Source organism: Shinella sp. HZN7 (assembly GCF_001652565.1).
GTDB lineage: Bacteria > Pseudomonadota > Alphaproteobacteria > Rhizobiales > Rhizobiaceae > Shinella > Shinella granuli.
On sequence record NZ_CP015737.1, the window covers coordinates 310,583 to 333,643 of the forward strand.

At 68.3% G+C, this 23,061-nt stretch carries 10 protein-coding genes and 1 pseudogene; 3 read left to right on the top strand and 8 right to left on the bottom strand.

Annotated features, from left to right (window positions below; genetic code table 11):
- Positions 1 to 31: 31 nt before the first annotated feature.
- A complete protein-coding gene (locus shn_RS23850; RefSeq protein WP_245337463.1) occupies positions 32 to 1,720 on the top strand; it encodes a glycerol-3-phosphate dehydrogenase/oxidase in 1,689 nt (562 codons plus the stop codon).
- A gap of 142 nt (positions 1,721 to 1,862) precedes the next feature.
- Here shn_RS23850 and shn_RS23855 read toward each other — a convergent pair whose 3' ends face one another.
- Complete coding sequence (locus shn_RS23855; RefSeq protein WP_064333005.1) at positions 1,863 to 8,657, bottom strand: hypothetical protein; 6,795 nt, start codon at positions 8,655 to 8,657, stop codon at positions 1,863 to 1,865.
- 422 nt (positions 8,658 to 9,079) lie between these two features.
- Here shn_RS23855 and shn_RS23860 point away from each other — a divergent pair, with 422 nt between their 5' ends.
- A complete protein-coding gene (locus tag shn_RS23860; RefSeq protein WP_064333006.1) occupies positions 9,080 to 11,374 on the top strand; it encodes an FdhF/YdeP family oxidoreductase in 2,295 nt (764 codons plus the stop codon).
- Positions 11,371 to 11,640, top strand: coding sequence for a hypothetical protein (locus shn_RS23865; RefSeq protein WP_064333007.1), 270 nt, complete (start codon positions 11,371 to 11,373; stop codon positions 11,638 to 11,640). The genes shn_RS23860 and shn_RS23865 overlap by 4 nt, the downstream gene beginning before the upstream one ends.
- A 35-nt stretch (positions 11,641 to 11,675) precedes the next feature.
- On the opposite strand, the gene shn_RS23870 is transcribed toward shn_RS23865, so the two are convergent.
- From shn_RS23870 to araG, 7 genes and pseudogenes are all read right to left on the bottom strand, one after another.
- Positions 11,676 to 13,766, bottom strand: coding sequence for a caspase family protein (locus shn_RS23870; protein ID WP_168168961.1), 2,091 nt, complete (start codon positions 13,764 to 13,766; stop codon positions 11,676 to 11,678).
- An 86-nt stretch (positions 13,767 to 13,852) separates the two neighbouring features.
- Positions 13,853 to 15,733: a methyltransferase domain-containing protein gene (locus tag shn_RS23875; protein WP_064333009.1), complete on the bottom strand. Its 1,881-nt coding sequence runs from the start codon at positions 15,731 to 15,733 to the stop codon at positions 13,853 to 13,855.
- 5 nt (positions 15,734 to 15,738) lie between these two features.
- Positions 15,739 to 17,961: a glycosyltransferase gene (locus shn_RS23880; protein ID WP_064333010.1), complete on the bottom strand. Its 2,223-nt coding sequence runs from the start codon at positions 17,959 to 17,961 to the stop codon at positions 15,739 to 15,741.
- A complete protein-coding gene (locus shn_RS23885; RefSeq protein ID WP_064333011.1) occupies positions 17,958 to 18,398 on the bottom strand; it encodes a hypothetical protein in 441 nt (146 codons plus the stop codon). The genes shn_RS23880 and shn_RS23885 overlap by 4 nt, the downstream gene beginning before the upstream one ends.
- 115 nt (positions 18,399 to 18,513) lie before the next feature.
- The gene (locus shn_RS23890; protein ID WP_064333012.1) at positions 18,514 to 20,190 is read right to left on the bottom strand and encodes a heparinase II/III family protein; all 1,677 of its coding nucleotides are present in this window, start codon (positions 20,188 to 20,190) and stop codon (positions 18,514 to 18,516) included.
- Between the two features lie 386 nt (positions 20,191 to 20,576).
- On the bottom strand, positions 20,577 to 21,527 hold the full coding sequence (gene araH / locus shn_RS23895; RefSeq protein WP_064333013.1) for an L-arabinose ABC transporter permease AraH: 951 nt from the start codon (positions 21,525 to 21,527) through the stop codon (positions 20,577 to 20,579).
- Positions 21,524 to 23,055: pseudogene (araG, locus tag shn_RS23900) on the bottom strand (L-arabinose ABC transporter ATP-binding protein AraG). The gene araH and the pseudogene araG overlap by 4 nt, the downstream one beginning before the upstream one ends.
- Positions 23,056 to 23,061: the final 6 nt, after the last annotated feature.

Genomic DNA, 23,061 nt, shown 5'->3' on the forward strand with positions numbered 1-23,061 from the left:
TGCGGCAGGCGCCGCCGCCTTTCCCGGCGGCATGGGCGAACGAATGGCGGCGATGGAGGCGCGCGGCACGCTCGACGTGCTCATCGTCGGGGCGGGGGTCAACGGCGCGGGGCTTTTCCGCGACCTGACGGCGCAGGGGCTCGACTGCCTGCTGGTCGAGAAGAACGATTATGCCGCCGGCACCAGCGCCGCGCCTTCCCGCCTCATCCATGGCGGGCTGAAATATCTCGAGACGGGCGAATTCCGCCTCGTCGCGCAGTCGACGCTGGAGCGCAACCTGCTGCTCGCCAACGCGCCGCATTACGTCAAGCCGCTGCCGACGCTGATCCCGATCTTCTCCTGGACGAAGGGCATCGGCGCGGCGCTGCGCACGCTGTTCGGCTCGAAGAGCGCCCCGCGCAGCCGCGGCGCGCTGCTCGTCAAGATCGGCCTGATGCTCTACGACTTCTACGGCGCGCGCCACCGCGTCATGCCGCGGCACTCGACGGCGAGCCGGGCCGCCTCGCTGCGCGACCTGCCGGCGCTGACGCCTGACATCGTGGCGACGGGCACCTATTACGATGCCACCGTCACCCATCCCGAGCGCCTGATCCTCGAACTCGTGCGCGACGGCCTTGCCGACAGTCCGCGCTCCGCCGCTCTCAACCATGTCCGGCTGGAACGCGCCGCGGATGGCGCGCTGACGGTGAAGAGCCTTGCCGGCGAGGCGGCGGCGACCGTGCGGCCGAAGATCGTCGTCAATGCAGCCGGCCCCTGGATCGACGAGGTGAATGCCATCCTCGGCGAACCGTCGCGCATGATCGGCGGCACCAAGGGGTCGCATATCCTGCTCGACCATCCGGACCTGCTGAAGGAATTGAAGGGGCGGATGATCTATTTCGAGGCGGATGACGGGCGCATCTGCCTGGTCTTCGAATATCTCGGCCGCGCCCTTGCCGGCTCCACCGATATCAAGGCCGCCGATCCCGACACGGTGCGCTGCGAGCCCGACGAGGTGGAATACCTGCTCGAAAGCCTGCGCAGGCTCCTGCCGAAGCTTCGCTTTTCCCGCGACCAGATCGTCTATGTCTATAGCGGCATCCGTCCGCTGCCGGCTTCCGATGCGAAGGATCCGGGCCTCATCACCCGTGACCATGCGACGCCGGTCCTCGAACCTACCGCCGGCCGGCCCTATCCGGTCTATTCGCTCGTCGGCGGCAAGTGGACGACCTTCCGCGGTTATGCGGAAGAGGTGGCGGACATGCTGCTGAAGCGCCTGTCCGCCAGCCGCAGGGTCTCCACCCGCGACCTCGCCATCGGCGGCGGGCGTGATTACCCGAAGACCGAGGCGGCAAGGCAGGTGTGGATTTCCGGTCTCGCGCAGGAAACGGGGCTTGCGGAAAAGCGCATCGCGGACCTTTTCGCCCACTACGGCACGACGGCGCGGATCGTCGCGGCGCATGTCGCGGCGTCTCCCGCCGACGCGCCGCTTCCCGACGCTGCGGACTACAGCACCGGCGAGGTGGACTATCTGCTGCGCCACGAGCAGGTCGGTTCCCTTGCGGACCTTGCCTTCCGCCGTACGACGCTGGCCGTGACCGGCCGCCTGACGGCCCGGCTGGTCGAGGCGCTCGCCCTCCAGGCAAGCGAGGCGCTCGGCTGGGACGCGGCCCGCCGCGCCGATGAGATCGCCGCCGTTCGGGCGCGGCTGAAGACCTTCCATGGCGTTGAGCTGACGTGATCCCCAAAAGCTCCGGCGAGAAGAGGGCGCGAATCCGCGCGACGAAGGCCGTCACGGCCACTGCAGCGACCCGAACAGTCGGTGGAAATGCATTTCGCCCCGGCTTGCCGGGGCGAACGCGTTTTCAGGCCCGGCAGATCGGTCAGACCGCGAGGTAGGACGAGATGATCGACGCGATCTCGGATTGCGCGTCGCTCTCGGCCTGCGGCTCGCCTGTTCCGGTGTCTTCCGCGACCGGTGCCGGTTCGCCGCCCATGGCGGAGAAGGCGAAGCTCTGCACGCCCGCACCGCCGCCCTGCGGCAGGGCATTGATCTGCGCGGAGGTCATGGCGGCAAGCTGGCCGGGCGTGAAGGCGGCGGCCTGCTCGGGCGTAAGACCGGCGAGCGTTGCCGTGCTGAGGCCGGAAATCGCGTTCGAACTCAGCGAGATGATGTCCTCGGTCGAGAAGGTGGCGAGATCGTCGGCCCCGAGGGCCGCGGCCTGCGTCGCCGTCAGGGCACCGATCTGGTCGGACGAGAGCGCCCCCACCTGCTGGGGACCGAGCGCCGACATCTGGCCATAGGTGAGGGCGGCGACCTGGGCCGTCGACAGGGCGGCGATCGAGGCCGTCGACAGCGCGCCGATCGTGCCGCTCGAAAGCCCGCGGATGGCCGCCGTGCCGATCGCCGCCAGCTCCTCGGTGGAGATGGTCTGCATCTGCGCGGAGGTGAGGCCGGCAATGCCCGGCAGGCTCAGCGCGCCGATCTGGGCAAGCGAGAAGGCTTCCACCTGCGCGGTGCTGAGCGCGGCGATCTGGGCGCTGCTGAGGCCGGTGATCGCCGCCGTGCTGAGGGCGGCGATCTCGCTCTCGGAGAGCGTTGCCATGTAGCCCGGCGGCAGGCCCTTGATCGCGCTGGCGCTGATGGCGGCGAGCTTGCCGTGCGAGAACGTGTCGAGCGCTTCGGTCGAAAGGCCGGCAAGGGCCGACGAACCGAGAGCGGCGATCTGGCTCGTGGTGAGGGCCTCGACCTGTTCCAGCGTCAGGCCGGCGGTCTGCGTGCTGGTGAGCCCGGCAACGCCGCTCGTGCTGAGCGCCGCGATCTGGGCGGGTGTCAGCGCGCTGACGTCGATGGCATCGAGCGCGGCCACCTGTTTCGAGCTGAGCGCACCAAGCTGCTGGGTGGAAAGGCCGGCGACCTGCGCCGATGTAAGGGCGGCGACCTGGCTGGTGGTGAGCCCGCCGATCCCGGCGGCGCTGAGCGCGGCGATCTGGCTGGCCGAGAAGCCGGCGAGCACGGCCGGCGACAGGCCGGCAATCGCGCTGGAGCCGATCGCGGCCATGTCGGCCGTCGAGAACAGCGCGAGGTCGTCCGCATCGAGCGCGGCGATCTGCTGCGAGGTCAGGGCGCCCACCTGGGCGCTCGTCAGCGCCTCGACCTGATCGGCGGTAAGCGCCCCGATCTGCGCGCTCGACAGGCCGGAAATGCCGGAGGGGCTGAAGGCGGCGATCTGCTCGGGGCTGAGCGTGGCGAGCATCGCCGTCGATAGGCCCGAAATGGCCCGCGAATTGATCGCGGCGAGATCGGCGGTCGAGAACAGCTCGAGGTCCTCGGCCTCCAGCGCCGCGATCTGGTGTGAATTCAGCACGGCGACCTGTTTGCTGGTCAAAGCCTCGGCCTGGCTGCTGGAAAGCGCCGCGATCTGCGCGGTGGAGAGGGCGGCGATGCCGGCGGTGCCGAGGGCGGCGATCTGCTCGGGCGAGAGCACGGCGATGTCGTCCGTGCCGAGCGCGCCGACCTGCGCCGAGCCGAAGGCGGCGAGCTGGGTCTTGGTCAGCGCCTCCAGTTGGTCGCTGCTGAAGGCATTGATCTGCGTGGATGTCAGGCCCGCGCCGTTCAGCGCGGCGATCTGGGCCGTCGTCAGGGCGGCGATGGTCGCCGGCGACAGGCCGGAGACCGCGCCGGAGGTGATCACGGCCATCTCGGCGTTAGTGAAGGTTCCCAGCGTATCGGCGCCAAAGGCGGCGATCTGGGTGGAGCTCAGCGCGGCGATCTGGGTGCTGGTCAGCGCTTCGGCCTGGCCGGTGGAAAGAGCGGCGATCTGGCTCGTGGTGAGGCCGGCGACGCCGGCCGAGCCGAGCGCGGCGATCTGCGCCGGCGAAAGGGCGGCGATGTCGTCCGTGCTGAGCGCCGCGGTCTGCCGCGAGCCGAGGGCGGCAAGCTGGGCCGTGGTGAGCGCGCCAACCTGGTCGGTGGAAAGGGCGGCGATCTGGCTGCTCGTCATGCCGGCAAGGCCGGCCGGGCCGAGGGCGGCGATCTGGCTCGTCCTCAGCGAGGCGAGCATGTCGGTCGACAGGCCCGACATGGCGCTGGAGCTGATCGCCGCCATGTCGGCGACGGAGAACGTGTCGAGGTCTTCGAGGTCGAGGGCCGCGATCTGGCGCGAGGTGAGGGCGCCGACCTGCTGGCTGGTCAGCGCCTCGGCCTGGGCGGTGGAGAGCGCCGCGATCTGGTCGGTGGAAAGGCCGGCAATGGCGGCCGTGCTGAGGGCGGCGACCTGATCCGTCGAGAGCCCGGCGATATACTCCGTGCCGAGCATCGCGATCTGCCGGGCATCGAGCGCGCGGACCTGGGCGGACGACAGGGCGCCGAGCTGGGCGCTGGTGAAGGCCTGGATCTGCCGGGTCGCAAGGCCGCCGATGGCGGCGGTGCTGAGGGCGGCGATCTGCGCCGTGGAGAGGTTGGCAATCGCGGCCGTCGAAAGGCCGGAAACGGCGTTTGCGCCGATGGCGGCGATCTCGCGGGTCGAGAAGGTGGCGATATCGTCTGCCCCGAGTGCCGCAAGCTGTGCCGAGCTCATCGCGCCGATCTGGGTGCTGGTGAGCGCCTCGGCCTGGGCGACGCTGAGCGCCTCGAACTGCCGTGCCGTCATGCCGCCGATGCCGGCGGCGCTGAAGGCGGCGATCTGGGCGGTCGAAAGGGCCGCGAGCGTTTCGGTGGAGAGGCCGGCAATGGCGTTCGAGCCGATCGCCGCGATATCCCGCGTCGAGAAGGTGGCGAGGTCATCGGCACCGAAGGCGCCGAGCTGGGTGGAGTTCAGAGCGGCGACCTGCTGGCTGGTCAGCGCCTCGGCCTGCGCGGTGGAAAGCGCGGCGAGCTGCTGGGCGCTCATCGCGCCGATGGCGGCGGTGCTGAAGGCGGCGATCTGCGCGGTCGAGAGCGCGGCGAGCACCGCCGGCGACAGGCCGGCGACGGCGCTGGAGCTGATCATGCCGATATCCTTCAGCGAGAAGGTGGCGATGTCGTCGGTACCGAGTTCGCTGATCTGGTCGGATTTGAGGGAGCCGACCTGCGCGCTTGTCAGGGCTTCGGCCTGGGCGGTGCTGAGGGCCGCGAGTTGCTGGGAGGTGAAGCCCGCGATGCTGCCGGCATTGAGGGCGGCGATCTGCGCCGTGGTGAGCGCTGCGACCTTGTCGGTTCCGAGCGCCGCGATCTGCGCGGAGGACAATGCCGCCATCTGGCGGTTGTTGAGGGCGTTGACCTGGGCCGTGGTCAGCGCCGCCATCTGGCTTGCGGTCAGGCCGGAAATGCCGACCCCGCTGAGCGCATTGATCTGCGCGGTCGTCAGCGAGGCGATGTCGGCGACGCTGAGCGCGCCGACCTGTCCTGCGTTGAGCCCTGCGATCTGCGCCGTCGTCAGGGCCGCGACCTGGTCGGCAGAGAGCGACGCCATCTGGCCCGTGGTGAGGCCGCTGATCGAAGCCGGGTTGAGGCTGGCGATCTGCGCGGTGGAGAGCACATCGATATCGTCGGAAAGCCCGGCGAGCTGCGCGGCGCTGAGGGCCCGGAGCTGGGCGGTGGAAAGCTGGCTCACCTGTGCGGAGGTCAGCGCATCGAGCTGGCTGCTGGTGAGACCCGTCATGCTGCTCGTGCTGAGGGCGGCGAGTTGATCGGAGGAGAGCGCGGTGACGGTTCCCGCGCCAAGGCCGGAAATGGCCCGGAAGGAAAGGGCGGCGATCTGGGCGGTCGAAAGCGCGCGGATGTCTTCCGCCTCGAGGGCCCCGGCCTGGGTGGGCGTGAGGCTGGCGATCTGCGCGGTGGTGAGCGCGGCGATCTGGGCGGAGGAGAGGGCCTCGATCTGCCGGGCGCTCATGCCCGCGATCGTATAGCGGTCGAGGGCGGCGATCTGGCTGGCCGAAAGACCGGACAGGACGTCGGTGTCGAGCCCGGAAATCGCCCGGCTGCTGATCGCCGCGAGGTCGGCGCTGGAGAAGGTGGCGATGTCTTCCGCGGTCAATGCGGAAAGCTGGTTGGCGGTCAGCACCTTGACCTGCGCCGGGGTGAAGGCCTCGATCTGCTCCGCGCTCAGCGCCTCGATCTGGCCGGGCGAGAGAATGGCGATGACGCTGGCGCTGAGGGCCGCGATCTGGTCGGTGGTGAGCAAGGCGAGGAACGCGCCGTCCATCGTGGAGAACTGCTTGGCGGTGAGGCCGGCGATCTGCGCGGTCGAGAGTGCGCCGACCTGTTCGTCCGAAAGCCCGGTAAAGGCATCGGCGGTGATGCCCTGCATCGCCTTGGCGTTGATCGCCGCCATGTCCTCCGTGGAGAAGGTGGCGAGATCATCCGCGCCGAGGGCCGCGATCTGCTGCGCGCTGAGCACGCGGACCTGCACGGGTGAGAAGGCCTCGACCTGCTCGGGGGAAAGGGCGGCGATCTGCGTGGCCTTCAGGGCGGCGATGGCGCTGGTGCCGAGGGCGACGATCTGGTCGGTGGAGAGCGCGGCGATGGCGTCGCTGTTGAGGCCGGATATGGCCTTGGCGTTGATCGCGGCGATATGCGCCTCGGTGAGAACAGCCATGTCCTCGGGGCCGAGGGCTGCGATCTGCGTTGCGCCGAGGGCCGCGATCTGGGCCGTGGACAGCGCCTCGATCTGCTCTGCGTCGAGGGCGCGGATCTGCGCGCCCGTCAGGCTGCCGAGCGCGCTGGCGCTGAGGGCGGCGATCTGCTCGGTGGAAAGGGTCGCGATCGCGGCGGTGCTGAGGCCGGAAATGCCGCGGTTGCTGATCGCCGCCATGTCCGCGGTCGAGAAGGTGGCGACCGCATCCGGCGCCAGCGCGGCGAGCTGGGCGGCGCTCATGACGCGGACCTGGCTGGGGGTGAAGGCCTCGACCTGCTCGGTGGTGAGCGCGGCGAGCTGCGATGACTTGAGGGCCGCGATCTGGCCGGTCGTCAGCGCCGCGATCTGCTCGGGGGAGAGGCTGGCGATGGCATCGCTGCCGAGGCTGGCAAGCGCGCTGACCGAAAGGGCGGCGATATCGGCGGTGGAGAAGGTTTCCAGCGCCTCGGGAGAGAGGACGCCGACCTGCCGGGCCGTCAGCGCCTTGACCTGTGCGACGGTGAACGCCTCGGCCTGCGCGGCGTCGAGGGCGGCGATCTGCTGCGTCGTGAGGCCGGGGATCGACTTCACGTTGAGCGCGGCGATCTGGTCGGTGGAGAAGCTGGCGATCGTGTCGGTGGTGAGGCCGGCCACCGCGCTTGCCGAGAGGGCGGCGATGTCGGCGGCCGAGAACACCGCGAGGTCGTCGGCCTCGAGCGCGGCGATCTGTGCCGCGGTGAGCGCCTTGGCCTGCAGCGGAGAGAACGCCTCGACCTGGTCGAGATCGAGGGCGGCGATCTGGGCGGTCGTCAGGCCGGGAACGGCGCTGCTGCTGACGGCAGCGATCTGGAGCGTGGAGAACACGGCGATGCCGGCGGCGCCGAGCGCGGCGATCTGCTTTGCGGAAAGCGCGTTGATCTGGCTCGTCGACAGTGCCTCGATCTGCTCCTGCGAAAGGGCGGCGATGGCGGTGGTGTTGAGCCCCTTCAGCGCGGCATTGCTGATGGCGGCAAGGGCGTCGCTGGAGAGCGCTGCGATGTCGTCGGCGCCGAGCGCGCCGATCTGCGCCATGTTCATCCCGCGCACCTGGGCGGAGGAGAAGAGCCCGATCTGGTCGGGGCGGAGGGCGTTGACCTGCATCACCGTCAGGGCCTGGATGGCGGACGGGCTGAGGGCCTCGATCTGCTCGGCGGAAAGCGCCGCGATGACGCCGATGCCGAGGGCGGGGATCGCGCGGCTGGAGATCGCGGCGATATCCTGGCTGGAGAAGGTGGCAAGGCCGGACGACCCCATGGCCGTGAGCTGCTGGCCGCTGAGCGCGCGGACCTGCGTCGGGGTCAGCGCCTCGATCTGCGCGGTGCTCATCGCGTTGATCTGGGTCGGCTTGAGGCCGGTCAGGGCGCTGGTGCTGAGCGCGGCGATCTGGGCCTCGCCGAAGGCGGCGACCGCCTGGGCGCTGAGTGCCGCGATCTGCGCCGGCTTGAGGAGCGCGACCTGTGCCGTCGTGAGCGCTGCGATCTGCTCCGGGGTCAGCGCGGTGGTCTGGGCGGGCGTGAAGCCGGCGATGGCGAGCGGCGTCAGGGCGCCGATCTGCTCGGGCGAAAGGGCGGCGATGGCCGCTGTGCGCAGGAGCTGCACGGCCTTGTAGCTGATGGCCGCCATGTCGTCGGTGGAGAAGGTCGCGATATCCTCCGGGTCGAGGGCGGCAAGCTGCGCGGCGCTCAGCATGCGGACCTGCGAGACCGTCAACGCCTCCGCCTGCTCCGACGACAGGCCCTTCACCTGGGACGTGGTGAGGGCGGCGACCTGGGAGGGCGCCAGGCTTTCGATGGCATATTTGTCGAGGGCGCCGAGCTGGTCGAGCGACAGGCCGATGATGGCGCTCTGCGAGATGGCGCTCAGTTGCCGCGTGTTGAGAACCTCGATGTCCTCCACCTCCAGCGCCGCGATCTGCTTGGCGGAGAAGGCGTTGAGCTGGCTGGTGGAGAGCGAGGCGACGTCTTCGGTCGTCCAGGCCAGGATCGCGGAAGTGGAGAGTTGCTTGATCTGGGCGATGCTCAGGGAGGGTACGATCGACGTCATGGGCAAAGTCCTGAAGTATGGAATCGGAAGAACAGCAAATTCACCATTCGGCTGATTTTCGATACAGCGGCGAGCTTGCCTGAACCTGTACCTGCAGGCCGGGCCGGAAAGCCGGGATTTCCGCGGGATAGCGAGGTGTTTTCGCGCGCAGGACGGCGGAGGAAGAGGCTCCTCCGCAGGCCGTTCCACGGGCGGCATGGAGCACCCGCAAAGAGGCCGGAAGAGGCCTTGGAACGCCTCCGGGATGTATGTTCCGGCTGGGTCCAGCCGGTTTCGGCGACGGCCGAAAGACAGGGGCTGCGAGGCGGCGCCGTCCCGCCGTCCGTCAGGTTCTCACGCGGCCGGCATTGATAGGGATTCTCTATCAAGCCATTCGAACTGGCCCCTTGATCAATCCTGACGAATGGCAAATACCATGACCCATGGATACGCGTTTTATCGGAAAGAAATCCTCTGCGGCCGGTGGCTGGGGGGCGTTGAAGAGCTGTGGCAAAAGGCTTCTGGAGAGCGGCACGCCGCTGTCGGGTGCCATGACCATGCTGAAGGCGAACCAGCCGGACGGGTTCGATTGCCCGGGCTGCGCCTGGGGTGATCCCGAGCACGGCTCCTCCTTCGAATTCTGCGAGAACGGCGTGAAGGCGGTCGCCTGGGAGGCAACGGAAAAGCGTGCCTCGCCCGCCTTCTTCGCCGCCCATACCGTCTCGGAACTGCGCGAGCTGACCGACTACGAGCTGGAGCTCCACGGCCGTCTCACCCATCCGATGCGCTATGACGCGGCGAGCGACCGTTATCTGCCGGTCGCCTGGGACGATGCTTTCAGGGAAATCGGCAACATCCTGAAGAGCCTCGACAATCCCGATCGCGCGGAATTCTACACGTCCGGCCGCGCCAGCAACGAGGCGGCCTATCTCTACCAGCTCTTCGTGCGCCTCTACGGCACGAACAATTTTCCCGATTGCTCGAACATGTGCCACGAGGCGAGCGGCGTGGCGCTGCGCCAGGCGATCGGCGTCGGCAAGGGCACGGTGCTGCTCGAGGACTTCGAGGCGGCGGATGCGATCTTCGTGATCGGCCAGAACCCCGGCACCAATCATCCGCGCATGCTGGGCGACCTGCGCCGGGCGGCATTGCGCGGCGCGCGCATCGTCGTCTTCAATCCGATCCGCGAGCGCGGCCTGGAGCGTTTCTCCGACCCGCAGGACAAGATCGAGATGCTGCGCGGCGGCTCGACCGACATTGCCAGCCACTATTTCCAGCCACAGCTCGGCGGCGACATGGCAGCCGTGCGGGGCATGGCGAAGGCGGTGCTCGCGGCGGAGGATGCGGCGGTGGCGGCTGGCCTGCCGCCGGTGCTCGACCATGCCTTCCTTGCCGAACATTGCGTGGATTTTGCCGCCTACCGTGCCGCGGTCGAGGCGACCGGCTGGGCCGAGATCGAGGACCAGTCCGGCCTGACGCGGGCCGAGATCGAGCGCGCGGCGGCGGTCTACATGCAGGCCGAGCGCGTCATCTGCACCTGGGCGATGGGCGTGACGCAGCATGTGCATTCCGTCGCGACGATCCGCGAGATCGCCAACTTCATGTTCCTGCGCGGCAATATCGGTCGCCCGGGGGCGGGCCTCTGCCCGGTGCGCGGCCATTCCAACGTGCAGGGCGACCGCACGGTCGGCATCAACGAGAAGCCGCCGGAAGCCTTCCTCGATGCGCTGGAGCGGGAGTTCGGCTTCTCCCCGCCGCGCAGGCACGGGCACAATGTGCTGTCGGCCATCGGCGCCATGCTGGATGGTTCGGCGGAAGCCTTCATCGGCCTCGGCGGCAATTTCGCCCGCGCGACGCCGGACAGCGCGCTGGTGGAAACGGCGCTGCGCCGCCTCAAGCTGACGGTGAACATCGCCACGAAGCCCAACCACTCGCACCTGATGCCGGGGGAGGTGTCCTTCATCCTGCCCTGCCTCGGCCGCACGGAGATGGACCTTGCGCCCAACGGCAATTCGCAACTGATCAGCGTCGAGGATTCGATGAGCATGGTGCATGGCTCGGCCGGCATCAACCGGCCCGCCTCGCCGCATCTGCTCTCGGAAGTGGCGATCATCGCCGGCATCGCCGAGGCGACGGTCGGCAGCGGGATCGTGCGCTGGAGCGCGCTTGCGGAGGACTATGACCGCATCCGCGACCATATCGAGGCGACCATTCCGGGTTTTGCGGATTACAACACGCGGCTGCGCAAGCCGCGCGGCTTCCTCCTGCGCAATGCCGCCGCGCACCGGGAATGGGATACGCCGGCCGGCAAGGCCACCTTCTTCTCCGGCCCGCTGCCGGAGGAGACCGTGCACCAGCGGGCGCGCAAGGCCGGCGGGCGTTTCGCGCTGCAGACGTTCCGCTCGCACGACCAGTACAACACGACGGTCTACGGCCTCGACGACCGCTATCGCGGCGTCTACGGCGAACGGCAGGTCATCTTCATCCATCCCGAGGACCTGAAGGCGATGGCGGCGGAGGCCGGCGACCGGGTGGACGTCATCGGCGCCCATGACGACGGGATCGAGCGCGTGGCGCACGACTTCCGCTTCGTGCCCTACGATGTCCCGCGCGGCAGCATCGCCGGCTACTATCCGGAACTGAACGTGCTGGTGCCGCTCTCCAGCGCCGGCGAGCAAAGCGATACGCCGACCTCGAAATCGATCATGGTCTCGTTCCGCAAGCGCGAGGCCGCGTGAGCGACGAAGCGGAGGAGGCCGGAGATTTCCTGGCGCTCGTCGCCCGGTTGCAGGGCGAGGATCCGCGGCTGACGGACATCCAGGCCGCGCTCGTCGTGGCTGTGCGCACAGGCGTCGCAGGCGACAGCCGCACCTTCGCCCGCCGCCTCGGCCTTGCCCATGCCCTCGTGCTGCGGGAGTTGAACGCGCTGGCCGAGCAAGGCGCGATCCGCATCGACGGCCGGGACGCGCGCACGATGCGCACCCGCTACTCCCTCGCCTCGTAGGGCAAGCGCCCCTGAAGAACCCCTCTGCCTGCCGTCTATTTGACGGCGACGGGCTGGAAGTCGGCGGCGAATTTTTCGGCGTTCCTGACGGCCTTGCCGCCGAGCTTTTCGCCGAGCGTCGCCACCATCTCGCCTGCCCGCTCGACGCCGTTGGCCTTTGCCAGCGTGAACCAGTTGAGCGCCTGCCCGGCATCCTTCTTGAGGCCGTTGCCGTCGAGATAGAGCGTGGCAAGGCGGAACTGCGCCTCGTTGTAGCCCTGCCGGGCGGCCTTCGAGATCCACTGTGCGCCCGCGGCGGGGTCCTTCTTCAGGGCGCTGCCGTCGAGATAGAGGTCGCCGAGCCGGAGCTCGGCATAGATATGGCCCATCTCCGCCGCGCCCGTCAGCAGGATCTCCGCCTGGGCGACGTCCCTCGGCACGGCTTTGCCGTCGAGATAATAGGCCGAGAGCTTCTCCATGGCCGGCGCGAATCCCTGCTTGGCCGCGCGCCAGAGCCAGTAGGCCGCCTTCTGTGGATCGGCCGTCACGCCGAGGCCGTTCTCGTAGATCAGGGCGAGGTTGAATTCGGCAAAGACGTTCTTCTTCGCCGCCCCCAGCACATACCAGTAGCGGGCTTCCGTCAGGTTCTTCTCGATGCCGCGGCCGTCGCGATAGACGTCCCCCAGCGAGCGGTAGGCGATCGGAAAGCCGGCGCTGGCGCCGGTACGGTAGATTTCCCGCGCCTCGTCATGCCGGCCGGCGGCATCGATGGCGCGGCCGTAGTTCATCAGGATGCGCAAGCTGTCGGGAAACTGCTTCAGTGCCGTCATGCAGGCCGGGACCGCGGTTTCCGGCCTGATCTGCTTGAAATAGACGCCGACGGCGGGGTCCGCGATCTCCTGCACATGGCCGGCCTCGCGGTCGCAATCGGTGATCTCGGGGTAGAGCGGGTTCTGGGCGAATTCCTCATAGTTCGCCGTCACGCGGCCGGAGATCGCCGGCACGGTCTCGTCGGAGCCCTTCGTCGCATCTTCCAGCCGCAGCCGGGCGAGTTTGGCGAAGACGCCCTCGGGGAATTTTTCGAGATAGCCGCGATACTGGTCGGCGGTGCCGTTCGCCTGGATGCCGTTCCACATCAGGAGGTCCTCGGCGGCATTGATGCTGCGGTCGACCGGCAGGGCCGCCACCTCCTGTTCCTTCTCCTCCTTCGGCCTGTTCGCCTCCGCCAGCGCTTCGACGCGCATTTCGGCGATGTCGGCGAAGAGGCCCTGCGGGAAGGCGGCAAGATAGGACTGGTAGCTTGCGGTCGTATCGCCATCGGATGCGGCCTGCCAGGCTTCCGCATCCTTCGTCGCTTCCGCGGAGAATTTCGGCACGTCCGGCAGGGCTTCGGTGAAGAAGAAGTCCTTGGTCAGCGAGGAATTGTCCCACGGCACCTGCTCGCCGCCGGTCTCCTCGACCACGCGCTCGCGCACCCGCTTGAAGACCTGCTCGATGGGCAGGCCCGGCGCGGTGATGAAGTCGGCAAGCGCCCGCGTGAAGGGGCTGTTGCCCTTCGTGCCGTCCGTCGCGACCTTTCCCGGCGCCGTGGCGAAGGCGATGAAGGTGCCGAGCGGGCCGGTGGCGCGCGCAAGGCCGCGCGTGGCGCCGTCATTGGCTGCTGCGCCCGCCGAACGGCTCGTCTCCAGAGGATTGTTGCGGCAGGCATCGATGATGAACACGGCGATGCGCGGGCGCACGCGCTCGATCTGCTCGGTGATCATCTTCAGGCTGAAGGCTTCGAGCGGCAGGTCGGAGGAGGAGGTGAGCTGGCTGTCCGTCGGGATCAGGTAGTTCTCGTCGGCGAACTGGATGCCGTGGCCGGCATAGTAGACGACGACATTGGTTTCCGGCGTCAGTGCCTCGGCCAGGCTCTTCATCGCGCGGACCATCTGCTGGCGGTCGCCGTCGATGACCGAGACGATCTTGAAGCCCGCCGCGGAAAGCGCCTTCTCCATCAGCTTCGCATCGCTCTGCGCATTGGGCAGGTGCGGAAGATCGGCATATTTGCCGTTGCCGATCACCAGCGCGACGCGGTTGTCCCCGGCGGCGAAGGCCGCGGTCGCCATCGAAAGAAGAAGCGCGAGACAGAGAAACAATCTTTGCATGAGCATCGCCACCCCATGAAGATCCCGGCGGGACGTTAGCATAGTCCCGTGGCCCGATACTGGACAAGACGGGATGCAGCCCGCTGTTATTCTACGCCGCCCTCGTCGAAACTGCCTTCCAGCATGCGCGCCAGCGTTTCCGCGCCGTTCCGCCAGCCATCCCCGGCGCCGGCGATGGCGGCGCAAGAGGCGGTCAGCCCGGCGCGAATGTCAAGGCGAAGCAATCGGTCGAGGGCGGCGGCGCGTTGCGCTTCCCCGTCGCCGATCCGGTGCAGCAAGGCAGCGCCGCGGCTCTCGGCCCAGCGGGCCCGGTCGACCTGGCGGTCCATGTCCGGGCTTTCGTCCGGCACGAAGAGGGTCGGAATGCCGCCGGCGATGTTTTCGTGGAAGGTGTTGTAGCCCGCCCGCACGATGGCCGCATCCCAGGCGCGGCTATTGGCATAGGCCGGGTGGAGCGTGACCCGGTGGTGCCGTTCGGGATGGCGTGCGGCGGTGCTTCCGGTCAGCGGCGACTGCAATTCCACCACATGCAGGTCCGGCCGGGCGAGAAGATCGTCCAGCAGGCGGGCGTGAAGGCGTGCGAGGTCTGGATTGGCGGAGCGGGAGAGGTCGAGGAGGATGACGGTCGCCTCCTGTGGCAGGCCGAGCGCCTGTCGGGCCGCGGCCCGTTCCAGGCGCTCGGACGGGTCGATCAGCAGCATCGGCGGCACCAGCCGGGTCTTCGCCCGGTCTGCCACGGTCGGCCCGCCGTCGCATTCGCCGGCATAGTCGCCCGGCTCGATGACGATGGGGAAATGCGCGCCGGCGCCGATATAGCCGGCATGGTGGGCCGGCCACATGCCGCGTCGGATCCAGACGGCCTGCACGCCGCTATGCTCGCCGAGGGCCTTGATCACCCCGTCGAAGACGAAGTTGACGTCGTAGACGAGGGTGGTCGCGTGATGGGCTTCGAGCAGCAGGTCGATTTCCGCGGCGAGACGGTCGTTCCAGGCGGCGGGTTCCTCGCCCGTCAGGCCGTGATGCGGCACGAAATGTACGGGAAAGCCGAGGTCGCGCACGATGGCGGCGCTGTAGCTCATGGTCAGGAAGGCGGACGGGCGGTGCTTCAGCCGGCGCGCGACGGCAAGCTGGCGCGTGAGGTGGCCCTGGCCGATGCCGTTTGCCGAGACGAACAGGACGCCGTCGGGGCGAGGGGGACGGGGGGCGGGGCTTGCGGGTTGCGTTGCCGGGGTCGGGGCCTCCAGGGCCTGCCCGTCCTCCTGCCTTTCGATGAGGAAGACAGCATTGTTGTTGAAGCCGCGCCAGGCCGCTTCCGGCACGTTGATGGCGCGGAGCCGTTCTGCCGGAACGAGGCGGGTTGCATCATAGTCTGCGGGCAGCGGCAGGACCGAGCCGAGCGTGGCGGCGAGATCCCCCGGCGAGAAGATGCGCATGTGATCCGCCTGGCCGAAGCGCGCCGTGCGCTCGGCGCCGGTCTGCCCGTCCAGCGCCTCCCGGAAGCCGCCTTCGAGGAAGGGGATGCTGAAGATGTGCAGGCCGCCGGGCTTCACCAGCCGGTGGAGGCCGGCGGCGACGGCGCGGTAGTCGCAGGCGACATGTTCGAGCACATGGTTGTGTAGAACGATGTCGAAGGAGGCCGGCGCGAGGGTCGGAAGATCGCGGCAGAGATCGAGGCGGGTGACGGCGAAGGGGAACTGGCCCGGGTCGATGTCGGCGCCGAGATAGCGGCTGCCGAAGCGGCTTCGGAAAAGGGTGGCGAGGCACTCCTCGGGGGCGAGGTGCAGGATGCGGCGGTTTCCCGACAGGAGGCCCCGCAGGCGCAGCACCTCGAAGATCAGCCGGTGACGCTCCAGCGAGCCGCAGCCCTCGCAGCGCGCGTTCCGGCGCAGGAAGGCGCTGTCCTTCTCGCCATAGGTATCCCCGAAGACCGAACTGCCGCAGATGTTGCAGGTTGGCCGGGCCACCATCGTCCTCACAGGCTGCCGAGTTTGGTGATGTCCCAGTCGGTCCGGACGATGCGGGCGTGGTCCTCGACATAGCGGGCGATGTCCCGCGCGCCATTGGTCCAGGCGATCGACCGGCAGCGGCGCACCACGTTCTCCCGCTCGACGGGGTCCAGCAGGCGCTCCACATGGGCGGCGGCGAAGCCGAGGTCGTAGTCGCGACGCATCAGCCAGCCGCGGCCGGTGAGTTCCGCCCAGCGGGCGCGGCTCGCCTGCAGGTCCATCTCGTCGGCCTCGTTGGGCACGAACAGCGTCGGGATGGCGCCGAGCACCTGTTCGTGGAACGTGTTGTAGCCCGCCGCCGTGATCGCCGCGTCGAAGGCGTTGCTGAAGCGGAAGCTCGGGAAGAGCTCGACGACCCGGTGCCGCTCGCCCAGCCTTTCGAGGCCGGCGGCCTCGGGCGTGATCGGCGAGCGGATTTCGAGCGCGATCGTGTCGGGACGGCGCAGCACTTCGGCAAGCAGCGCATTGCGTAGGTCCCGCATGTCGAAATTGGCGCCCGAGCCGAGCTGGACGGCGACGACGGTCATGCCCTCGGGCAGGTCGAGGGCGGCGCGCGCGCTTTGGCGCGCCATGCGCTCGGCCGGATCGAGATGCAGGACGGGTGGCACGAGGAAGGTTTCCTTGCGGCAGGCCGCCGTCGGGCCATGGTCGAAGGTCTCCGCCAATTCGCCCGGTTCGATCACGGCATCGAAGCGGTCGGAGAAGTCGAGGAACACCCGGTGGGATTCCCGCCAGAGCGGCCGGCGCACCCAGATCTTGAAGATATCGGGAAACGCGCCGAGCGCCCGGGTGACGCCCTCGAAGACCGCCGTCGCATCATAGGCGAAGACGGCGGGGCGCAGATGGGCGATGAGCTCGAACAGTTCCTCGGCAAGACAGGTGTTCCAGTCCTCGGGGTCGGCGTCGAGGATGCGGTGGTGCGGCAGGAAATGCGCCTGGTAGCCCTGCTGCACGGCCGCCTTCATGGAATAGGACATGGTGGCGAAGACCGGCGTCAGGCCTGGCGGCAGCCGCTTCGCGACGGCGAGCTGCTGGGCAAGGTGCCCGACGCCGATGCCGTTGCTGGAGGCGAAGAGCACGTTGCGCTGCGGCAGGGCGGGGAAAAGCCCGCCGCCCTGCGGCACTACCGCCTGGTCCGGTGCCGCCATGATGCGGGCGAGGCGATCGGCGTAGATCGCCGCGTCGTGGTTGTTCTCGACGAAGCGGCGGGCCTGCTCGCTTTGTGACCGGTAGCGCTCCGGGTCGCGCACGAAGCCGTCGATGAGGCGCTCGACATCGGCCGGCTCGCCATAGACCGCGGCCTTGCCGAACAGCAGCGCGAAATGCGGGGGCAGGATGACGACGAGGCCGGTCGCGAGCGCTTCGAGGATCGTCCGCCCGAAGGCCTCCGACCAGGCCGGATCATGGAAATAAACGTAGAAATCGAGCGTGCCGAGGAAGGCCGGGACATCGTCCCAGGTGAAGGGCACCAGCTCCCAGTTGGGCGGGATCGCGCCGTATTTTTCCGCAAGGAAGGCATCGGCGCCAAGCGCGCGCACGCGAAACCGCGCGCCGTCGGCCGGATAGGCGAGCAGCACCTCCTCGGCGGTCGGCCATTTCAGCGGGTCGGGGCGCGAATGCCGCCCGATGACAACGGGATAGGCGGGCTGGCGGGCCGGTTTCGCCGCCCAGTCGTCGAGGTCGATGAGATTGCCCCAGTCCTCCTCCAGCATGTGCGCATAGGGTGGCAGGCGCTGCGGAAGGCTGTCGCGCACGACGGCGCTGACCGGCGCCAGGAACACGTCGCTGCCGAAGGCGTCGCAGGCATGGGCGACGACGCGGTCGAGATCGTATTGCCGGCGGCCGCATCCGTCGTACATCGGGTGGTGCAGGACGACCAGCAGTTTGTCCGCGGTGATCGAGAGCGGTCGCGTCGGGCGGTTCTCGATGATCGTCGGATGATGGATCAGCACGAGGTGGGCATGAAGGCGCATGTCGGGGTCGATGCGCTCGGTCAGCCCCTCGTCGATCAGGCGCCGCAGGTCCGGATGCATGGGGAAGGGCAGGCCGAGCAGCGGCCCCTTGATGGCGAGCAGCCCCGTACGCAGGCCCGCCCGCGCCGCCGTGCGGATTTCCACGGCGAGCGCCGTCGACGTTCCTCCCTCGAAGCGCACATCCGCAACGAAGAGGACATCGAGGGCCGCGCTCATCGATCGGTCCGCACCGTCATCGGGGGCGCTGCGGCAAGGAAGGCGTCGATGTTCCGGCCGTAGCTGATGACATGCACCGGCTGCCATTTCGACAGGAGGAGGCGCCAGCGCCTGGCGAGATAGGCGTTCCAGCAGATCTCGGCGGCATGCAGCTTCTGTTCGAGGGCGGAGGGCAAGTATTCGAAGATGGCGTTCCTGTCGCGGAACCGCATGAAGTCGAGGCTGTCGGTGAGGTAGACGATCTTGTGCTTCTTGCCGAAGCGGCGGGCGGTCACGTCGATGATCTCGTCGATCTGCTCGGCCTCGATGCCGATGAGCGTGACGATGATCGCGGTCTGCGCGGGCTGAGAGGTGTAGATGGCGAGGGTTTGCTCCGGCGCGTCGTCCGGTGTGGCGGGCTTAGGGCCGCGGTGCGGCAACCAGCCGAAGATCCCCATTTCGCCTCCCCCTCGATCCCGCCGGGGCGGGCCTGAAAGCGCCGATGGATCAAGGCTATTGCCGGGATTGCACGCTGTCAACGAAGGGCAGGCGGAAAATGCGGGGGGCGCGGGATCAGGCGTCGAGCGGCCAGTCGGCGATGGCGGAGGGATGCCATTGCGAAGACCGGCCGGCGGCGAACCGGACAATGACGGATTGCGTTCCGGCCGCCGCGGGCACGGCGAAGAACAGCCGGCCGAAGGCGGCATTGCTGCTTTCGCCGGCGGGGGAAGGGGCGGGCTCGAACGACCAGCCGAGACCGGCCGGCGCCAGGATCTCCACCGCCACGTTCGCGCCGTCGAGGGTGAGCAGGGCACGGGGGCCGTCGAGGGCTGCCGAGGCTTCCGTGTAGGCCTGCCAGGTGCTTGCCGGGGTGGCAGCGCCCTCCTGCTCCAGTTCATCGACGATGAAGACGGTGCCCGGGTCCTCAAGAACGACGCCGCGACGCCAGCCGACCGGCCATCCGTCATCGCCGATCGCATAGGCGGCAAAGCGACGGCAAGCTTCCCGTCCCGTGCCGAGGAGCCGTGCGAAGGCCGCGGTCGACTGCGGCGTGCCATCGATCAGCAAAGTGCTGTGGGCCGCGGTCTGCGTGCGAAAATAGCCGAACCGCCGCTCGGGCTCGAAATAGCCGGGGAGGGCGTAGTTTTCCCGGCCGAGCTCGCTGACGAAACGCCGTCCGGCCATTTCCAGCACGAAGGTGCCGAGGTCGAGATGGGCGTGGTTGACGTCGTTGCGCCCGCCTTTCAGCACCAGCCAGGTCGTGCCGGCGCGCAGTACGGCAAGGCCCGCCGGTTCATAGGCCGACAGTGCGTCGTCGTTCGGCAGGGGCTCCGTCTCCGGCGCGCACCACAGGAGGTCGAAAGGGTGCGGGTCGCCGGGCGCGGCGTGCTGCCAGGCCATGGCACCCGGGTCGCCCGCGATGTGGGCGAGCCAGCCGAGCACGGGCGCGCGGCGCGGCCGCTCCGTCGCGTCGCCGAAATTGAACACCCGGCCGCTCGGGCCGGTGAGATCGCGGCCGTACCGCCAGGTGCGCGCGAGCGCGGCTGGCACAACTGCTGCAAGTCCGAGACCGTCGAGGAGGGCGTGGGCGAGTACGGCGTAGCGGGTGGCATATTCCCAATAGTCCGGGCCTTCTCCATAGCCACCATCGGCCCCAAAGGCGGAAAGCCCGTGCTGCAACGCCGGCAGGAAGCATGCCAGGGCATCCCGTGAGAGAGCCTTGTCGATGTCGTCCATCGCTGCGGCGCCGGCGATCATGCCGGTGCAGCAGACGATGTTCCAGTTGTTGCAGACCGTCATCCAGGGCACGCCGGCCGCGGCGGCGGCAAGGCCGGGAGAAAGCCCCTTTTCGACAATTGCCGTGACGATCGTGTCGTGCTCGGTGCGGGTCAGCAGCGGGCGGGTCCAGCAAAGGCCGAGCGCCATGCCGGCCGTCATCTCGGCGGTGTCGAGGAAATGCGCAGGATTCCAGTCGGCAAAGGCGGCGGCGTTCAGCAGCTCTCGGATCGCCCGCCGGCGAAAGGCGCTGCCGCCGACCAGGCAATCGGCGACGGCCAGCGTCGCGACACGGTCGAACAGCTTGCGGCTTGTCGGAAGGATGACGTCGCGTCCGTCCTCCCGCTCCAGTTCAAGCAGGGGAGAGGCGTGGATATCCCCGGCGACCCGCAGGACCGCCTCGGCATAGCGCCTGCCGGCAGCAGAGGACCGGGCCGAAGACCGGATCTGTCCCGCATCAAGGGATAGGATCAATAATTCCTGGCCCCGCGCGTGGCGCTCGACGTATCCATCTGTGTCTTCTTGGCGACTTTGCACGGCGCCGGCTTGCCCTTGACCGTACAGACCGTGGGTTTACCGGCACTCGTCTCGCAGCCACTCAGTAAAACAGCCGTCGACAGGAGAGCCGCGAGGGAAGTCCACCTTGCTATTACGAACCTGGTCATGGCCGTGTCCACCCGAAATTAGCAAGTCTTCATGGAAAGCGACAAGCCGGGCAAAGTCAATATGCGCGCTGCCCAAAACTGGGTCTTTCACGCGGCCGGACGGCAAGGACGGCCGGGATCTGCTCGATCCCGACCGAACCTGCTTCGGTGATATGCAAAGGGCGGCCCTGGCGTTGCTGCCTGGCCGGGGACCGCCTAGGTGCGCCGGCCGGCCGCGGCCGAGCGCAGGTTGTCGAGCAGCACGGCGAGCAGCAGGATCAGGCCGCGCACGACATATTGGTAGAAGGCCTGGATGTTGAGGAGGTTCATGACGTTCTCGGCGATGCCCATGATGAGCACGCCGACGATGACGCCCGTCATGGCCGCGCGCCCGCCGGCCAGCGACACGCCGCCGAGCACGCAGGCCGAGATGACCGAGAGTTCGAGGCCCGTCGCGGCATTCGGCTGGCCGGAGGTGATGCGCGAGGCCAGCAGCACGCCGGCGACGGCGCAGACGAGGCCCTGCAGCGTGAAAATCCAGATACGCATGTTCGAGACATTGACGCCGGCAAGGCGCGAGGCTTCCGGATTGCCGCCGATCGCCAGCGTGTTCTTGCCGAAGACGGTGCGGTTCAGCACGAAGCCGAAGACGATGAAGAAGACGACCATGACCCAGATCGGCGTCGGGATGCCGAGGAATTTCGACAAGGCGAGCTGGTAGAAGCCGGGATCGTTGATGCCGACGGCGCGGCCGTCCGAGGCGATCAGCGCGAAGCCGCGCACAATTTGCATGGTGGCGAGCGTCGTGATCAGTGCATTGATGCGGAAGCGGGCGATCACCACGCCATTGACGAGGCCGACGGCGCCGCCGCAGATCAGCGCCGCGACAAGGCCGACGAGGATCGAGCCCGAGGCGTTCGAGGCCATGACGGCGACCATGCCGGAAAAGGCGACGGTGGAGCCGACCGACAGGTCGAAGTCACGCGAGGCGAGGCAGAACATCATGGTGCAGGCGACGATGCCGATGGTGACAACCGACTGCAGCAGGCCGAGCATGTTGCGCTCGGTCAGGAAGTTGGGCACCGTCAGGGCCACGATGGCGAAGGCGACGGCGAAGATGACGACCAGACCCTGTTCGCCGAGGAGGAGTTTTTTCAAGGACGTCATCGGGACTTGACCTGCTGGTTGGAGAGTTCGCTGGCATTGGCTACATCGGGAAGGGCGGCGGCGAGGATGCGGCGCTCGTCGAAATCGGCCCGCTCGATATCCGCAGCGACCCGGCCTTCGCACATGACCATGATGCGGTCTGTGATGCCCATCACCTCGGGCAGTTCGCTGGAGATGACGACGATCGCCATGCCCTGGCCGGCGAGCTCATAGAGGATCTCGTAGATTTCCGACTTGGCGCCGACATCGATGCCGCGCGTCGGCTCGTCGATGATGAGGACCTTGACGCCCTGCTCGGACAGCCAGCGGCCGAGAATGACCTTCTGCTGGTTGCCGCCCGAGAGGTTGACGATCTCCTGCTTGCGCGAGGGCGTGCGCACGCGCAGCCTGGCGATGAAGCGGTCGGCAAGCTCGGCCTCCTTCTTCGGCTGGAGGATGCCGAAGGGGGAGAAATGCCGGCGCGAGGAAATCGCCATGTTCTCCTCGATGTTGCGACCCTGCACGATGCCGTCGAACTTGCGGTCCTCCGGGCAGAGCACGATGCCGGAGCGGATCGATTGCGGCGGGCTGTCCGGCGCGACGGCCTTGCCGTCCACGCTCACCGTGCCCTGCGAGCGGCTGTCCGCGCCGTAGACGAGGCGCGCCATCTCGCTGCGGCCGGCGCCGATGAGGCCGAAGAAGCCGAGAATCTCGCCCTGTCGCACGGAAAAGCTGATCGGCGTGCGCAGCTTGCGGCCGGCGAGGTCCTTCACCTCCAGCCGCACGGCGCCGCGCTCGCGGGGCGGAAACCCCAGATATTGGCGATCTCGCGGCCGACCATTTCGGAGATGATCTGGTCGCGCGTCACCTTGGATATATCAGGATGGTGGGCGGCAAGCTTGCCGTCGCGCAGCACCGTAAGGCTGTCGCACAGGCGAAAAATCTCGTCGAGGCGGTGCGAGACGTAGAGGATGATCTTGCCTTCGGCGCGCAGGCGATCGATCAGCGCGAAAAGGATCTCGCTTTCGCGCGAGGAGAGCGAGGAGGTCGGCTCGTCGAGGGCGATGACGCGCGCATCGGCCATCACGGCCTTGGCGATCTCGACCATCTGGCGCTCGCCGATCGACAGCGAGGCGACCTTGGCGGCCGGATCGATGTCGATGCCGATATCCTTGAGCTTCTGCTTCACCACGCCGACGAGGCGCGTGCGGTCTATGACGCCGGCCTTGCCGGGGAAGCGGCCGAGCCAGAGGTTCTCGGCGACCGTCAGCTCGGGCACGAGCTGCAATTCCTGGTGGATGACGATGACGCCGGCCTCGAAGGCGTCGCGCACCGAGCGATAGTTCTGCGCCTTGCCGTCGATCAGGATCTCGCCGGTATCGGCGGACTGGTCGCCCGAGAGCACGCGGATGAGGGTCGACTTGCCCGCGCCGTTTTCACCCATCAGGCCGTGCACCGCGCCCTTCTTCACCGAGAAGGAAACGTCGGCGAGCGCCTGCACGCCGGGATATCCCTTGGATATCGCCTTGAATTGAAGGAAGTCCTGCATCTCTCC

Bases quoted from the DNA above. Each gene is read 5' to 3' on its own strand.
- shn_RS23850 (WP_245337463.1), top strand. From the start codon at position 32: ATGGGCGAACGAATGGCGGCGATGGAGGCGCGCGGCACGCTCGACGTG.
- shn_RS23855 (WP_064333005.1), bottom strand. From the start codon at position 8,657: ATGACGTCGATCGTACCCTCCCTGAGCATCGCCCAGATCAAGCAACTC.
- shn_RS23860 (WP_064333006.1), top strand. From the start codon at position 9,080: ATGGATACGCGTTTTATCGGAAAGAAATCCTCTGCGGCCGGTGGCTGG.
- shn_RS23870 (WP_168168961.1), bottom strand. From the start codon at position 13,766: ATGCAAAGATTGTTTCTCTGTCTCGCGCTTCTTCTTTCGATGGCGACC.
- shn_RS23875 (WP_064333009.1), bottom strand. From the start codon at position 15,733: ATGGTGGCCCGGCCAACCTGCAACATCTGCGGCAGTTCGGTCTTCGGG.
- shn_RS23880 (WP_064333010.1), bottom strand. From the start codon at position 17,961: ATGAGCGCGGCCCTCGATGTCCTCTTCGTTGCGGATGTGCGCTTCGAG.
- shn_RS23885 (WP_064333011.1), bottom strand. From the start codon at position 18,398: ATGGGGATCTTCGGCTGGTTGCCGCACCGCGGCCCTAAGCCCGCCACA.
- araH (WP_064333013.1), bottom strand. From the start codon at position 21,527: ATGACGTCCTTGAAAAAACTCCTCCTCGGCGAACAGGGTCTGGTCGTC.